Here is a 15,421-nt window from a genome sequence, read left to right on the forward strand (position 1 = left end):
GGGGCCGGGGTGGTGGGCGGGACATCGCGATGTCCCGCCCACCACCCCGGCCCCCTTCGTTTCCCGGGAGGCACGCACGCGCGCCCGCACGCCAGACGCATTCTCCGTCCGCATTCCTCCAGCATCCCCGCATCCGCCGCGCCGCATTCCCTGGTCGGCATTCCCCGAGCGAATTCCGCGCGCGCATTAGTCGCGCGAATTCCCCGTGCACCTTCCGCGTTTCTTCTGCCCCGCATCCGGGACCCTAAACGCTAAGGTTTCGTCAGCGCTTACCGGCCATTTCGCCGCCTGTGACGGACCCCACATCGCCGCCGTTTCGCCCGTATTTATCCGGTCAAACCAGTACAGACCGGCGCTCGCGCGAATAACACATCGATCCTCTCCCGCCCACCCCTCCGCCCCATGCAATCCAAGAATTCGATCGGTAAATTCCCTCGGCATGACCGCAGCACAAGCAGCCATGACCTTGGAAAGCCCACGCGTGGAGGACGGAGCCGCGATCTGGCGCATTGCCCGCGATTCCCGGGTGCTGGACCTGAACTCCTCGTACAGCTACCTGCTGTGGTGCCGCGACTTCGCAGCCACCTCGCTGGTCGCGCGCGCCGCCGACGGCGGCGAGCCGGTCGCCTTCGTCACCGGGTACCTGCGCCCCGACCGGCCCGGCACCCTCGTCGTGTGGCAGATCGCCGTCGACGAGAGCCAGCGCGGGCGCGGCCTGGCCGGGGTGCTGCTCGACGCGCTGACCGCCCGGGTCGCCCCGGAGGCCGTCGAGACGACGATCACCCCCGACAACACGCCGTCGGACCGGCTCTTCACCGCCTACGCCGCCCGGCACCGGCTCCCCCTGGAGCGGGAGGTCCTCTTCGACGGAGGCCTGTTCCCCGACTCCGCCGACGGCGCCGCCCATCAGCCCGAAGTCCTGTACCGCATCGGCCCCTTCCACACCCCCGGAGCTTCGCTGTGACCATCACCCAGCCTGAACTGAGCGTCTTCGAGACCCTGGAGTCGGAGGTGCGCAGCTACTGCCGTGGCTGGCCCACCGTCTTCGACCGCGCGCAGGGCGCGCGCCTGACCGACGAGGACGGCCACGAGTACCTCGACTTCTTCGCGGGCGCGGGCTCGCTCAACTACGGCCACAACAACCCGGTCTTGAAACGGGCGTTGATCGACTATCTGGAACGCGACGGCATCACCCACGGTCTCGACATGGCGACCACCGCCAAGCGGACCTTCCTGGAGACGTTCCAGGAGGTCGTGCTGCGGCCGCGCTCGCTGCCGTACAAGGTGATGTTCCCGGGCCCGACCGGCACCAACGCCGTGGAGGCCGCGCTGAAGCTGGCGCGGAAGGTGAAGGGCCGCGAGTCGGTGGTCTCCTTCACCAACGCCTTCCACGGCATGTCGCTCGGGTCGCTCGCCGTGACCGGCAACGCCTTCAAGCGGGCCGGGGCCGGGATCCCGCTGGTCCACGGCACCCCGATGCCGTTCGACCACTACCTCGACGGCCAGGTGCCGGACTTCCTCTGGTTCGAGCGGCTGCTCGACGACCAGGGTTCGGGCCTCAACAAGCCGGCCGCGGTGATCGTGGAGACGGTCCAGGGCGAGGGCGGCATCAACGTGGCCCGCGCCGAGTGGCTGCGGGCCCTCGCCGACCTGTGCCGACGCCAGGACATGCTGCTCATCGTCGACGACATCCAGATGGGCTGCGGCCGTACCGGCGCCTTCTTCTCCTTCGAGGAGGCCGGCATCACCCCGGACATCGTCACGCTGTCGAAGTCGATCAGCGGCTACGGCCTGCCGATGTCGCTCTGCCTGTTCCGGCCGGAGCTGGACGTCTGGGAGCCCGGCGAGCACAACGGCACCTTCCGGGGGAACAACCCGGCCTTCGTCACCGCCGCCGCCGCGCTCGACACGTACTGGGCCGACGGCCAGATGGAGAAGCAGACCCTGGCGCGCGGGGAGCAGGTGGAGCAGACGCTGCTCGCCATCTGCGAGGAGAACCCCGCCGACGGCGCCCACTTCCGCGGCCGTGGTCTCGTCTGGGGCCTGGAGTTCGCCGACCGCACGCGCGCATCGAAGGTCTGCGCCCGGGCATTCGAGCTGGGGCTCCTGCTGGAGACCTCGGGCCCGGAGAGCCAGGTCGTCAAGCTGCTGCCGCCGCTGACCATCACGCCCGAGGAACTGGACGAGGGGCTGCGCACCTTGTCCCGCGCGGTCCGCGAGACCGCCTGAAACACCCGCAGAAGAAGAGGAGTTGCACCACCGTGATCGTCCGATCGTTCAAGGACATCGAGAACACCGACCGCCATGTCCGCGCCGCCTCCGGCACCTGGGAGAGCAAGCGGATCGTCCTCGCCAAGGAGCGGGTCGGCTTCTCGCTCCACGAGACCGTGCTCTACGCGGGCACCGAGACGTCCATGTGGTACGCCAACCACATCGAGGCCGTCCTGTGTGTCGAGGGCGAGGCCGAGCTGACGAACGACGAGACCGGCGAGACGCACTGGATCGAGCCGGGCACCATGTACCTGCTCGACGGTCACGAGCGGCACACCATGCGCCCCAAGACCGACTTCCGCTGCGTCTGCGTCTTCAACCCGCCCGTCACCGGGCGGGAGGACCACGACGAGAACGGGGTGTACCCGCTGCTCACGGAGGAGGGCTGAACCATGACCACCGATGTTCTGACCGACCTGTACCCCACCCGCGGCGCCTCCGAGGTGCTCACCCCCCGCCGTGACCCGGTGGTGTGGGGCGACGCCCCGGGCCTGGAGTCGTTCGAGCGGGACGGCTTCCTCGTGGAGCCGGAGCTGCTCACCGACGACGAGGTCGCCGGCTACCGGAGCGAGCTGGACCGGCTGGTCGCCGATCCGGCCGTACGGGCCGACCCGCGTGCGATCGTCGAGTCGAAGACGTCGACCGTACGGTCCGTCTTCGAGGTCCACCGGCTCAGCGAGGTCTTCGCCCGACTGGTCCGCGACGAGCGCGTGGTGGGCCGGGCCCGCGAGATCCTCGGCTCGGACGTGTACGTCCACCAGTCGCGGATCAACGTGAAGCCGGGCTTCGGCGCCTCCGGGTTCTACTGGCACTCGGACTTCGAGACCTGGCACGCGGAGGACGGCCTGCCGCGGATGCGGACGGTGTCGGTGTCGATCGCGCTGACCGAGAACCACGACACCAACGGCGGCCTGATGATCATGCCGGGCTCGCACCGGACGTTCCTGGGTTGCGCGGGCGAGACGCCGAAGGACAACTACAAGCGGTCGCTCCAGATGCAGGACGCGGGCACCCCGTCGGACGAGGCGCTGACCTCGCTGGCGGACGCGCACGGCATCCGGCTCTTCACGGGCCGGGCCGGCTCGGCGACCTGGTTCGACTGCAACGCGATGCACGGCTCGGGCGACAACATCACGCCCTACCCGCGCAGCAACGTCTTCATCGTCTTCAACAGCGTGGAGAACACCGCGGTGGAGCCGTTCGCGGCGCCGGTGCGGCGGCCGGAGTTCATCGGGGCGCGGGACTTCACGCCGGTGAGGTGAGCCCGGGCGCGGCGACTCAGGCACGCCGAGCCGAGTGCGATGCGCCGGGTGCGGTGCGTCCGTGAAGTGAGCCGGTGAAGGAGCGGGGCCGGTGGAGGGCGGGGTCCGGAAGGGCCCCCCGCTCCACCGGCCCCGCTCGCGTCCGCGCCCTCAGCCCGCCAGGACCTCCAGGGCCCGGTCGACGTCCGCCGTGCCGTTGTAGAGGTGGAAGGACGCCCGCAGGTTGCCCGCGCGGGCGGACATCAGGACGCCGGCGTCCACCAGGTCGGGCTGCCGGTCGCCGAGACCGGGGACGCCGACCACGCCGGAGACGTCCGGCACCGGGGCGTGGCCCAGCTCCACCAGGCCGGCACGGAAGCGGGCGGCGAGGGCCTTGTTGTGCGCCTCGATCCGCTCGACGCCGATCTCTTCGAGCAGCGCGAGCGAGCGGGCCGCCCCGTGGTACGAGAGGAACGCCGGCGGCTCGTCGAACCGCCGCGCGGAGCGGGCCAGTTCACGCACCGGTCCGTAGCTGTTGACCCACAGGTCCTCGCCGGTGACCCAGCCCGCGTGGATCGGGACGAGCGCGTCCTTCGCCTCTTCGGTGACGGTGAGGAAGGACGAGCCGCGCGGGCAGAGCAGGAACTTGTACCCGCCGGCCACCGTGTAGTCCCACTCCCCCGCGCGCAGCGGCAGCCAGCCCGCCGACTGGGTGGCGTCGAGGAGCGTACGGGCGCCGTGCGCGGCGGCCGCGGCCCGTACCGCCGCGAAGTCGACCGTCCGGCCGTCCGCCGACTGGACGGCGGAGAAGGCGACGAGCGCGGTGTCGGGGCGGACGGATTCCGCGAGCCGCTCCAGCGGCACGAAGCGCGCCTTGAGGTCGCCGCGGATCGTGAACGGCGTGATGAGGGAGGAGAAGTCCCCCTCGGGGAAGAGGATCTCGGCGCCGGCCGGCATCGACTGCGCGACCATCCCGACGTGGACGGAGACGGAGCTGCCGACGGCGACCCGCTCCGGGGCGACGCTCATGAGCCGCGCGTAGGCGGCGCGGGCCTCGTCGACGACGTCGAAGCTGCCCGCGCCCTCCGTACGGCCCGCGGCCGTCTCCTCGCAGAGCAGGGTGACGGCCTCGATCGTGCGGCGCGGCAGCAGCGCGCACGCGGAAGTGTTCAGATACGTCCGCGTGGGCGCGAACTCGGCCCCGCCGAGGGGTGTCATGACATCCGTGGCATCCATGCCCACAGCCTGGGCTCCCCCCGACCCCACGTCAATGACGAATGATCATGGGGAAACCCCAAGGGCCGCTTATGGACCCAGGTCCGGGGCCGGTCCGGTCCGCGGGGGCGTCCGCCTCAGACCTCGCAGGTGCCGTCGGCGTCGCAGGCCGGTGCCGCCGCGTCGCCGCCGCCGACCGGCTGGAGGACCGTACGGCCCTGCCAGGCCTGCTCCAGGGCCTGGGTGAAGACCTCGGCGGGCTGGCCGCCGGAGATGCCGTAGCGGCGGTCCAGGACGAAGAACGGGACGCCGTTCGCGCCGAGTTCGGCGGCCTCGCGCTCGTCGGCCCGTACGGCGTCCGCGTACGCGGTCCCGTCGGCGAGCACGGCCCGCGCCTCGGCCTCGTCCAGGCCGGCCTCGACCGCGAGCCGGACGAGCGTCTCGGCGTCGAAGACGGAGCGCTCCTCGGCGAAGTTGGCGCGGTAGGCGAGGTCGAGCAGCTCGTTCTGCCGGCCGCGCTCCTTGGCGAGGTGGAGCAGGCGGTGGATGTCGAAGGTGTTGCCGCCGTCCCGGCCCTCGGTGCGGTAGTCGAGGCCCTCGGAGTGGGCGTTGGAGGCGACGTGCGCCTCCATGGCGCGCGCCTCCTCCAGGGTCCTGCCGTACTTCTTCGCCAGCAGGTCGAGCACCGGAGCGATGTCGCCCTTGGCCCGGCCCGGGTCGAGCTCGAAGGAGCGGTGCACGACCTCGATCTCCTCGCGGTGGGCGAAGGCCGCGAGCCCCTTCTCGAAGCGGGCCTTGCCGATGTAGCACCACGGGCAGGCGATGTCGCTCCAGATCTCGACGCGCATGTTGTTTCTCTCCGGGGTCGGCGGTGTTCCGGGGCCGGAACGCCCGCGCCCGCCGGATTCATTCCGCTCCGGGCGTCAGTGTGAGGCGGAGCACGAGGTGGGTGCCGGAGCGGGGGGTGTCGGGGTCCTGGGCCCAGGCGTGGGCGGTGTAGAAGGCGCGGGCCCGCTCGTTCTTCTCGAAGACCAGCAGCCGGGCGTCGGTGAGGCCCTCGGCGCGCCAGGCGTCCAGACAGGCGGTGTGCAGCTCGGTGCCGACGCCCCGGCGCCAGTGGTCGGGGCGGACGTGGAGCTGTGTGAGCGTGACCGTGCCGTCGCCCCGGCTGTACGCGGCGATCCCGGCCAGCTCGCCGTCCCGCTCGGCGCAGAGCACGTCGCCCCGCTCGACGGCCCTCGCCCACCCGTCGCGGGAGCGGGCGAGCTCCTCGGCGCCGGAGAACTCCGCGTCGGGGATGTGCCCGCTGTAGTAGGTGGAGCGGGCCTCCAGGTGCAGGGCGGCGATGGCGTCGAGGTCGTCGGGCGTCGCGGTTCTGATCATGACAACGGGGACGCGCGGGGCGCCGGGCCGGTTGCGGCCTCGCGCGTCCCCGCGCGGGGCCCGGTCGCGCCCGCACTCCCGGCCCCCGGCCTCGTGTCACCCCCTAGGCCCCTTTGCGATAGCGCCCCGGCGCCATCCCGTACTCCCGCTTGAACGCCTTGGCGAAGGCGAACTCCGAGGTGTACCCGGCTCGTTGGGCGACCTTGCGGAGCGGGGTGTCGTCCGCGCGGAGCAGCCGCCCCGCCGTGGTCATGCGCCACCAGGTCAGGTACGCGAGCGGCGGCCGGCCCACCAGCTGGGTGAAGCGGCGGGCGAACGCGGCCCGCGACAGGCCGCCCTCGGCGCCCAGCTCCTCCACCGTCCACGGCCGGGCCGGGTCCGCGTGGATCGCCCGGAGGGCGGCGGTCACGGCCGGATCGCTCAGGGCCGCCGACCAGCCGGTGGCCCGGTCCGGGCGCTCGGCCAGCCACCAGGTGCGCAGCACCAGCAGGAGCAGCGTGTCGAGCAGGGCGGGCACGAGCGCGTCGGATCCCGGCTGCGGGTCGGCGAGTTCGGCACCGAGCAGGTCGATCGCGGCGCGCAGCCGGGGGTGGGCCCCGACCCGCGCCGGGATGTGCACGACGGGCGGCAGTTCGGTGAAGAGGGGATGCGCCCGCGCCCTGCTCACCTGGTACGCGCCGCAGAGCAGCAGGGTCTCGTCGCCACGGACGGCCTCGCGGGTCGCGGGCCCGGGCCCGGGCCAGGAGCCGTCGGGGGCGCGGACGGCGTCGACGAGCGGGTCGCCGGGGTGGCCGGCGAGCCCGTGGCCGGTGCCGTGCGCGAGCAGGACGACGTCGCCGGGCCGAAGCCGGACGGGCTCACCGGGCCCCACCGGCCGGGGAGCCACCGGCTCGGGCCCCACCGGCTCGTGCGCCACCAGCTCGGCTGCCCCCGCCGCCTCGGGTGCCACCAGCTGGGGCGCCACCGGCTGGGGCGCCACCGGCTGGGGCGCCACCCGCTCGCCTGCCCCCACCGCCTCGGGCCCCACCGGCTCGCCTGCCCCCGCCACCTCAGACGCCCCCATCGCCTCGGCCACGGCCGGGGCCGACCCGTCGCCGGCCGGCGGGATGAGCCAGGCCGTGCCCTGCACCACGACATGGAACCCCGCGCCCGGCCCCGGCGGGTAACGGACGCCCCAGGAACCGGAGTTGACCGTACGGGCGGAGTGCGGGCGCCCGGTGCGCATCGCCGTGACGGCATCGCTGAGTACGTCCATGGCGCGCACCGTACCGCCAGACGCGCGGACATGGCGGGGAGCCCCAGAAACACGCTTCGTCTCAGCGGCGCGGCAGCCCCAGCGGGTTGCCGTCGCGGAGCTCCGGCGGGAGCAGGTGCTGGGGGGTCGACTGGTACGTGACCGGGCGCAGCCAGCGCTCGATCGCGGTCGCGCCGACCGAGGTGGAGGTGGAGGTGGTCGCCGGGTACGGGCCGCCGTGGTGCTGGGCGCCCGCGACCGCCACGCCGGTGGGCCAGTCGTTGACGAGCACGCGGCCCGCCAGCGGGGTGAGTGCGGCGAGCAGGGCCGCCGCCTCGGGGTCCTCGCCGGTCATCTGGAGGGTGGCGGTGAGGTTGCCGGGGAGCAGGGCGAGGACCTGCGGGATCTCGTCCGGTGTGGCGTAGCGGGCGACCACCGTCAGCGGGCCGAAGCACTCCTCCAGGAGCGGCTCGTGCCCGCCCCGGAGCAGGGTCGCGGCGTCGACGGTGAGGAAGCCCGCGGTGACGGTGTGCTCGTCGGCCGCGCCGGGCAGGACGGGCGCGCCGACGCCGGGGAGTCCGCTGCGCTCGGCGGCGCCGGCGACGAACGCGTCGCGCATCCGCGCGTCGAGCAGGACGCCGGGCTCCGTGCCCTTCACCCCGTCCGCCAGCGCGGCCACGAAGCGGTCGCCCGCGTCGCCCGCCGGGGCCAGGACGAAGCCGGGCTTGGTGCAGAACTGGCCCCGGCCCAGGGTCATGGAGCCCGCGAGCCCGGCCCCGATCTCGGCGGCCCGGGTCTCGGCGGCCGCGCGGGTGATCACCACCGGGTTGAGGGAGCCGAGCTCGCCGTGGAACGGGATGGGCACGGGGCGGGCGGCCGCCGCGTCGAAGAGCGCCCGCCCGCCCCGGACGGACCCGGTGAAGCCGGCCGCCGCGACCAGCGGGTGGCGGACGAGCTCCACCCCGGCGTCGAAGCCGTGGACGAGGGCGACGACGTCCTCGTCCAGGCCGACCTCGGCGGCGGCCCGCCGCAGCAGGGCCGCGCAGAGCTCGGAGGTGGCCGGGTGGTCGGGGTGGGCCTTGACCACGACGGGGCAGCCGGCCGCGAGGGCGCTCGCGGTGTCGCCGCCCGGGACGGAGAAGGCGAGCGGGAAGTTGCTGGCGGAGTAGACGGCGACGACGCCGAGCGGGATCTTCCAGCGGCGCAGGTCGGGCCGGGGCGGGGTGGTCGTGGGGTCGGGCAGGTCGATCCGTACGTCGAGGAAGGCGCCCTCGTCGACGACGTCCGCGAAGGCCCGCAACTGGGCGGAGGTGCGCGCGAGTTCACCGGTCAGGCGGACGGGTCCGAGCGCCGTCTCGGCGTCGGCGGTCTCGACGACCTCGGGCCGGGCCTCGTCGAGGAGGCCGGCCGCGGTGCGGAGCAGGGCGGCCCGTACCGTACGGTCGGCGAGGGCGTCGCGCGTGGCGGCTGCGGCGGTGACGGCCCGGTCGACGTCCTCGGCTGTGGCCTCCACCGCAACCTGCTCCCGCGCCTTCCCCGTCCGAGGGTCCACACTCCACACTGGTTCAGCTGCCACGGCCATGCCCCTCTTCACGCCCCGTTCGGTATTCTGAACGGAGTTCCAGTAGATGAATCCATGCATCTGGACTCTATTGACGGGTGTGCCGGCTCCACAAGAGGCACCAGGAAGAGGGGTGAGGGCGATGTCGACAGCCGACACGGGTGGGGCCCAGGTCAAGTCCGCGGTACGGACCGTGGAGTTGCTCGAATATTTCGCGGGGCGCCCCGGCATGCATGCGCTGGCCGCCGTCCAGGAGGCGGTGGGCTACCCCAAGTCCAGCCTGTACATGCTGCTGCGCACCCTGGTCGAGCTGGGCTGGGTGGAGACGGACGCGACGGGCACGCGGTACGGCATCGGCGTCCGGGCCCTGCTGGTCGGCACCTCGTACATCGACGGTGACGAGGTGGTGGCCGCCGCCCGGCCCACCCTCGACCGGCTCTCCGACGACACCACCGAGACCATTCACATGGCGCGTCTCGACGGCACCAACGTGGTCTACCTGGCGACCCGTCAGTCGCAGCACTACCTGCGGCCGTTCACCCGCGTGGGCCGCCGGCTGCCCGCGCACTCCACCTCGCTGGGCAAGGCGCTGCTCGCCACCCACAGCGACGAGCAGGTCCGCGCGCTGCTCCCGGAGACGCTGCCGGCGCTGACCGAGCACACGATCACCGACCGCGAGAAGCTCATCGAGGAGCTGCGCCTCGTCCGCGAGCAGGGCTACGCGGTGGACCGCGAGGAGAACACCCTCGGGCTGCGCTGCTTCGGCATCGCGATCCCCTACCGGACCCCGGCGCGCGACGCGATCAGCTGCTCGGTGCCGGTGGCCCGGCTCACCCCGGGCCACGAGCAGCTGATCAAGGACGCCCTCTTCGACGCCCGCGACCGCCTGACGCTGGCGACCCGCCGCCTCTGACCCGCCGCCTGAGATCCGGGCGGGCGGGGTCGGCCGCCGGGGCCGCTGTCCGCGCGAGGTGCCCTTCCTGCCGCGGAGCGATCCGGCCAAGGCCGCCCCGGGTCCGAGGCGCTCGGCCTACGCTGGGGAAATGATCACCAGGTCCCTGCCGCCCGGCTGCCCGGCCACCCTCCCGCGCCGTCGTGGCGCGGGCGCGTGAGAAGGCCGTTCGCACCGGTCCTGGGCCGGCCGGCCCGGCTCCGCTGGGTGCATCTGATCCTGGGCGGTGCCCTGTTCATGCCGTACTGGCTGGTCGGCACCGTGGTCATGGGAACGCTCACCGGTGACGGGTCGATGTTCGGGGCCGGTCTCGCCCAACAGTTCGGGGCGTACGCGATCGGCCTGCCGCTCGCCGCGCTCACCGCGCTCTTCCCGCTGACCCGCCCGATGTCGGTCGCGGCGGCGAGGTCCCTGTGCGGGATCGCGGGCGACCGGCTCGCGGACGGGCCCGCCCGGGGCCCGGGCGGGCGGGCGCGGGCGGCGGCCTGGTTCACGCTCCATCTGGGGATCGGCGCGCTGGTCAGCGGGGCGTCGCTGGCCCTGCCGCCGTTCGCGGTCACGGTGATGGCCCTGCCGTTCTCGGCGTCGCTCCAGACGTCGGAGCTGACGGCGCACTGGGGCCTGCACCGGACCTGGGCCCAGTGGGCCGGGCTCCCGGTCGGACTGCTGATGCTGCTCGCCCTCGCCGCCGTCGCGGCGGGCGCGGGCGCGTTCCTCGCCCGGCAGGCGCCCCGGCTGCTCGGGCCGAGCCCGGCCGACCGCCTCGCGGCGGCCGAGCGGCGCGCGGCCGAGCTGGCCGTGCGCAACCGCCTCGCCCGCGAGCTGCACGACTCCGTGGGCCACGCGCTGAGCGCGGTCACGCTCCAGGCGAGCGCGGCCCGCCGGGTCCTGGACACCGACGTGGAGTTCGTACGGGAGGCCCTGGCCGCGATCGAGGAGACGACCCGGCGCACGGTCGGCGAACTCGACGCGGTGCTCGGCCTGTTGCGCGCCGGCGAGGACCACGGCGAGGTGGCCGCGCCCCGGCTCGACGCGCTGGAGGCGCTGGTGCGGGGCGCCGGGCGGCAGGTGGAGCTCGCCGTGGGCGGGCGGCTCGACCGGGTGCCGGACGCGGTGTCGAGGGAGGCGTACCGGATCGTGCAGGAGGGTCTGACGAACGCGGCGCGGTACGCGGGCGGGGAGCGCGTGACCGCGCGGATCGCCCTGGACGACGAGGAGTTGGAGATCACGGTGGAGAACCCCCTGCCCGCTCGCGCGCCGGCGGCCCGCCCCGGTGGCGGGCGCGGCCTGCGCGGGATCAGCGAACGCGCGCGCCTGCTCGGCGGTACGTCCACGGCGGGCCCGGTCGGCGAGGTCTGGCGGCTCACGGCGCGGCTGCCGCTGGCCGGCGGGACGGAGGACGTCCGGTGATCCGGGTGGTGCTCGCGGACGACGAGCGGATGGTGCGGACGGCCCTGCGGGTCATCCTGGACGCCGAGCCGGACCTGGAGGTGGTGGGCGAGGCGTCGACGGGGGCCGAGGCGGTGTCGGTGGTCCGCGCGGTCCGGCCGGACGTGGTCCTCATGGACGTGCGGATGCCGGAGACCGACGGGATCCGGGCGACCGAGCAGATCCTCGCCGGGACGGCGGAGCCGCCGCGGATCGTGGTGGTGACGACCTTCGAGAACGACGCGTACGTCTACGAGGCGCTGCGGGTGGGCGCGGCCGGCTTCCTGCTCAAGCGGGCCGGCGCGCAGGAGCTGGTCGACGCGGTCCGGCTGGTCGCCCGCAGCGACTCGCTGCTCTACCCGGCGGCGGTACGGGGCCTGGCCGCCGAGCACGCCCGCCGCAGGCCCCCGGCGGCGCCGCCCTGGGTCGCCCGGCTGACCGAACGGGAGGCGGAGGTGCTGGGCCTGGTCGCGACGGGGCTGACGAACACGGAGATCGCCGGGCGGATGGGCGTCGGCCCGGCGACGGTGAAGTCCCATGTGGCGGCGGTGCTGGCGAAGACGGGCGCCCGGGACCGCACACAGGCGGTGATCCTGGCGTACGAGTCGGGGTTCGTCGGGACGAGCTGAGCCGCCGCCGTGGCGCGGGTCACTCCGGTCCGGCGCCGCATGAACGTTTCCTGAGAAACAGGACACATCCGGAACGGAATGCCACCCTCCGTTCGTCCCGGCTAGTGGGATGAACAAGACGATCAGGCGCGCCTCGATCTTCTCGCTGCTCCTGGTGCTCGCCCTGCTGGGCCGGGCCACCTGGGTGCAGGCGTACGAAGGCAAGGCCCTCGCGGACGACAAGAAGAACCGGCGGAACGTGATCGCGCAGTACGCGCATCCGCTCGGGAACATCATCGTGGCCGGTTCGCCGGTCACGGGCTCGAAGAGGACGGAGGGTGGCGATCTCGCGTACAAGCGCGACTACACCGACGGCGAGCTCTACGCCGCCGTCACCGGTTACAGCTCCCAGGCCTACGGCGCCAACCAGCTGGAGGGCATCTACTCCGACGTCCTGGACGGCACCGACACCCGGCTGAAGAACCCGCTCGACGCGCTCACCGGCAAGCAGCAGGAGCCCGGTGCCGTGGTCACGACGATCGACCCGGCCGTGCAGAAGGCGGCCTACCAGGCGCTCGGCTCGAAGAAGGGCGCGGCCGTCGCCATCGACCCGAAGACCGGCCGGATCCTCGGGATGGTCTCCACGCCCTCGTACGACCCGTCCGAGATCGCCGGCCTGACCGACGGGTCCACCTGGCGGCAGCTGACCGAGGACGAGGACAAGCCGCTGGTCAACCGCGCGATGCGGCAGCCGCTGCCGCCCGGTTCGACGTTCAAGCTGGTCGTCGCGGCCGCGGCGCTGGAGAACGGGCTCTACGACTCGGTGGACTCGGCTACGAAGAGCCCCAACCCGTACAGGCTGCCCGGCTCCACCCGCGACCTGGAGAACGAGAACCCCTCCGCGCCGTGCGAGGACGCCACGATCCGCACCGCGCTCCAGTACTCCTGCAACAACGTCTTCGCCAAGATCGCCGTCGACCTCGGCCAGGACAAGGTGAAGGCGATGGCGGAGAAGTTCGGCTTCAACGACACGGAACAGGACGTCCCCGTACGCGCCTACCCGAGTGTGTATCCGTCCGACATGGACAAGGCGCAGACGGCGCTGACCGGGATCGGCCAGTTCGAGGTGACGGCCACCCCGCTCCAGATCGCCATGGTGTCCGCGGCGATCGCCAACGATGGACTCATGGCGGCTCCGCACATGGTCTCCCAGGTCGTGGACTCCGACGGCGACGCCCTGGAGTCCTTCGAGGACGGGGACGGCACGCGGATCGTCTCCTCCTCGACGGCGGAGCAGCTGCGCAGCGCGATGGTGACCGTGGTCGACAAGGGCACGGGCACGAACGCGGCGATCTCCGGCGCCGAGGTGGGCGGCAAGACCGGCACGGCCCAGCACGGCGAGAACAACAGCAAGACGCCGTACGCCTGGTTCACCTCGTACGCCAAGGACGCGGACAGCGGCAAGGAGGTCGCGGTGGCCGTGCTGATCGAGGACTCGGGCGCGGCGCGCGAGTCGGTCAGCGGCAACGGCCTGGCGGCGCCGGTGGCCCAGAAGATGATGAAGGCGGCGCTGAAGTAGTCTCGCGAGGCCTCGCGAGGCGGGCCCGAGGGCCCTCGCGAGGCCTCGCCGGCCCTCAAGTAGCCTCGCGGGGAACATACTTGCGAGACCCGGAGGACCCCCGTGCGCCTGCCCCGTTCCCTGTCCGGCTGGACCATGGCGGTCTTCGGACTGCTCGCCGCGGCGATGGGGGTGGTGGGTCTGGTGTCTCCCGACACCCTGCTCAGCGCCATGGGCTTCGACCCCATACCGGACGGCGGGCGCGCGGAGGGGGACCACACCCTCGTCTTCCTCACCGCTTCGTCGATGGCCGCGCTCAATATGGGCGTGTACTACATCCTGGCCGCGTTCGCCGACTGGAAGGCCTTCTTCCGCTGGACGGTCCCGTTCCGGCTGCTGACGTGCGCGGTCTTCACCCTCGCGGTCGTCTCGGGCCGGGCGCCGGCCGGCTTCCTCGGGGTCGGCCTCTGGGAGGGCCTGGGCGCCCTGGCGACGGCCGCGGCCCTCTGGTACGAGAACCGAGCGTCCCCGGTCGCCTCGGACGGCGCGCGGTGACGAGCCGGGCGGTGCCGCGCGGCAGCAGGTCACCGTCGCCGTCCGGCGCGGTGCCGCGCGGCAGCAGGTCACCGTCGCCGTCCGGACGGACGGACCGCCTGGCTGCCCTGCTCGTGGCGTAGGCCCGGGGGGGTTTCTAGGGCATCTGCCCGATCCCGTCGGGCCCCCTCAGACGTCAGGCTGCCGCCATGAAAGGCATGCGGTGGACAGCCGGTCTGTATCTGACCGGGGTCCTGGTGTCGGGGTTCGGTTCGACGGCGATGTGGCTGGCGTCGGGGATCTGGGTCAAGTCCCTGACCGGCTCGGACAGTCTGGCCGCGCTGGCCGTCTTCGCCCTGTGGGCGCCCGCGCTGGTCGGGCCGGTGCTCGGCACGGTCGCCGACCGGGTGCGCCGGCGGCCCCTGATGGTCGGGGCGAACGCGGCGATGGCCGCGCTGCTGCCGACGCTGCTGTGGGTCGACAGCGCGGACCGGGTGTGGCTGCTCTTCGCCGTGCTCGTGCTGTACGGGATCCAGGGCACCGTCCACGACGCCGCGGAGGTCGCACTCGCCGCGAGCGCGCTCGACAAGCGGCTGCTCGGCGACTTCAACGGGCTGCGGACGACCGTCAACGAGGGCGTGAAGCTGCTCGCCCCGCTGCTCGCGGCCGGCCTCTTCGCCCGGTACGGCGCCGGGCCGGTGGCGCTGCTCGACGCGGCCACGTTCGCGCTCGCCGCCGGGCTGTTCGCGCTGATGCGGGTACGGGAGGAGAGGCCGGTCCGCCCGGCCTCGGCGCACTGGCTGCGCGACACCGGCGAGGGTCTGCGCACCCTTCGCGCGTCGCCCGTGCTGCGCCCGCTCGTCCTGACGGGCGCCTTCACGATGCTGCTCGCCGGGGTCAACGGCGCGGCGATCCACGCCGTGGTGGACACGAGCCTCGGCCACTCCCCCACGTACACGGGCGTGCTGTACGCGGCCCAGGGCGCGGGCTCGGTCGTCGCGGGCCTGGCGGCGGGGCCCTTGCTGCGCCGGGTGCCCGGCCGGTGGGTGGCCGCCGCCGGGCTGGCCCTCTTCGCCCTGGCGGCGGGCGCCCGCGCCGTCCCGCACGACGGCGTGGCGCTGGGGGCGAGCGGCCTGATCGGGGTGGGCCTGCCGCTCGTCCTGGTCGCCGCGATGACGGCGGTCCAGCGGGAGGCCCCGGCGGACGCCGTGGGCCGTGCCGCCGCGACGGCGCACACCCTGCTCTTCGTCCCGAACGCGATCGCCCTGGCGGCCGGCGCGGCCCTGGTCGCGCTGGTCGACGTCCGGGTGCTGCTCCCGCTCCTCGCGGGGGCGGGCCTGGCGGGGGCGGCGGTCCTCGCGGCGTGGGGGGCCGCCCGCGCCGAAGCCCCGGCGCGGGCGGACGCCTGAGACGACACCCGTACCCTTCTTTCCCCG

Annotated in this window: 14 protein-coding genes and 1 pseudogene; 10 read left to right on the top strand and 5 right to left on the bottom strand. The window is 73.6% G+C overall.

Features of this window, described 5'->3' with window-relative positions:
* The first annotated feature begins 439 nt into the window (after positions 1-439).
* From ectA to thpD, 4 genes are read left to right on the top strand one after another with little or no spacing between them, the layout of a single operon-like run.
* Positions 440-964: a diaminobutyrate acetyltransferase gene (gene ectA / locus ACIPPS_RS15920; RefSeq protein ID WP_401431646.1), complete on the top strand. Its 525-nt coding sequence runs from the start codon at positions 440-442 to the stop codon at positions 962-964.
* Positions 961-2,229 (top strand): diaminobutyrate--2-oxoglutarate transaminase, encoded by a 1,269-nt coding sequence (gene ectB, locus ACIPPS_RS15925; RefSeq protein ID WP_401431649.1) that lies wholly within the window; start codon positions 961-963, stop codon positions 2,227-2,229. The genes ectA and ectB overlap by 4 nt, the downstream gene beginning before the upstream one ends.
* A 32-nt stretch (positions 2,230-2,261) precedes the next feature.
* Entirely contained in the window at positions 2,262-2,660 is a 399-nt protein-coding gene (locus tag ACIPPS_RS15930) for an ectoine synthase (RefSeq protein ID WP_401431651.1), read from the top strand.
* Positions 2,661-2,663: 3 nt separating this feature from the next.
* On the top strand, positions 2,664-3,533 hold the full coding sequence (gene thpD / locus ACIPPS_RS15935) for an ectoine hydroxylase (protein ID WP_401431653.1): 870 nt from the start codon (positions 2,664-2,666) through the stop codon (positions 3,531-3,533).
* Positions 3,534-3,683: 150 nt separating this feature from the next.
* Here the strand turns inward: thpD and ACIPPS_RS15940 are convergent, their stop codons facing one another.
* From ACIPPS_RS15940 to ACIPPS_RS15960, 5 genes and pseudogenes are all read right to left on the bottom strand, one after another.
* Positions 3,684-4,748, bottom strand: a complete 1,065-nt coding sequence (locus tag ACIPPS_RS15940) for an aminotransferase class V-fold PLP-dependent enzyme (protein ID WP_401431655.1) — start codon at positions 4,746-4,748, stop codon at positions 3,684-3,686.
* A 116-nt stretch (positions 4,749-4,864) separates the two neighbouring features.
* A complete protein-coding gene (locus ACIPPS_RS15945) occupies positions 4,865-5,575 on the bottom strand; it encodes a DsbA family oxidoreductase (RefSeq protein ID WP_401431657.1) in 711 nt (236 codons plus the stop codon).
* Positions 5,576-5,633: 58 nt separating this feature from the next.
* Positions 5,634-6,134 (bottom strand): annotated as a pseudogene (locus ACIPPS_RS15950) (GNAT family N-acetyltransferase); the annotation flags it as partial.
* Positions 6,135-6,213: 79 nt separating this feature from the next.
* Positions 6,214-7,365 (bottom strand): cupin domain-containing protein, encoded by a 1,152-nt coding sequence (locus tag ACIPPS_RS15955; RefSeq protein WP_401431659.1) that lies wholly within the window; start codon positions 7,363-7,365, stop codon positions 6,214-6,216.
* 61 nt (positions 7,366-7,426) lie between these two features.
* On the bottom strand, positions 7,427-8,926 hold the full coding sequence (locus ACIPPS_RS15960) for an aldehyde dehydrogenase family protein (RefSeq protein ID WP_401431662.1): 1,500 nt from the start codon (positions 8,924-8,926) through the stop codon (positions 7,427-7,429).
* A 121-nt stretch (positions 8,927-9,047) separates the two neighbouring features.
* Here ACIPPS_RS15960 and ACIPPS_RS15965 point away from each other — a divergent pair, with 121 nt between their 5' ends.
* The 6 genes from ACIPPS_RS15965 to ACIPPS_RS15990 all read left to right on the top strand — a co-directional run bounded on the left by ACIPPS_RS15965 (position 9,048) and on the right by ACIPPS_RS15990 (position 15,394).
* Entirely contained in the window at positions 9,048-9,818 is a 771-nt protein-coding gene (locus ACIPPS_RS15965) for an IclR family transcriptional regulator (protein ID WP_401431664.1), read from the top strand.
* A 195-nt stretch (positions 9,819-10,013) separates the two neighbouring features.
* Positions 10,014-11,267, top strand: a complete 1,254-nt coding sequence (locus ACIPPS_RS15970; RefSeq protein WP_401431666.1) for a sensor histidine kinase — start codon at positions 10,014-10,016, stop codon at positions 11,265-11,267.
* Positions 11,267-11,914, top strand: a complete 648-nt coding sequence (locus ACIPPS_RS15975) for a response regulator (RefSeq protein ID WP_401433072.1) — start codon at positions 11,267-11,269, stop codon at positions 11,912-11,914. The genes ACIPPS_RS15970 and ACIPPS_RS15975 overlap by 1 nt, the downstream gene beginning before the upstream one ends.
* A 109-nt stretch (positions 11,915-12,023) precedes the next feature.
* A complete protein-coding gene (locus tag ACIPPS_RS15980) occupies positions 12,024-13,472 on the top strand; it encodes a peptidoglycan D,D-transpeptidase FtsI family protein (RefSeq protein WP_401431668.1) in 1,449 nt (482 codons plus the stop codon).
* A 135-nt stretch (positions 13,473-13,607) separates the two neighbouring features.
* Entirely contained in the window at positions 13,608-14,006 is a 399-nt protein-coding gene (locus ACIPPS_RS15985; protein ID WP_401433074.1) for a hypothetical protein, read from the top strand.
* Positions 14,007-14,194: 188 nt separating this feature from the next.
* Positions 14,195-15,394, top strand: coding sequence for an MFS transporter (locus ACIPPS_RS15990; RefSeq protein ID WP_401431671.1), 1,200 nt, complete (start codon positions 14,195-14,197; stop codon positions 15,392-15,394).
* Positions 15,395-15,421 lie beyond the last annotated feature (27 nt).

Origin of the sequence: Streptomyces sp. NPDC090127 (assembly GCF_044746945.1) — a bacterium.
Classification (GTDB): domain Bacteria; phylum Actinomycetota; class Actinomycetes; order Streptomycetales; family Streptomycetaceae; genus Streptomyces.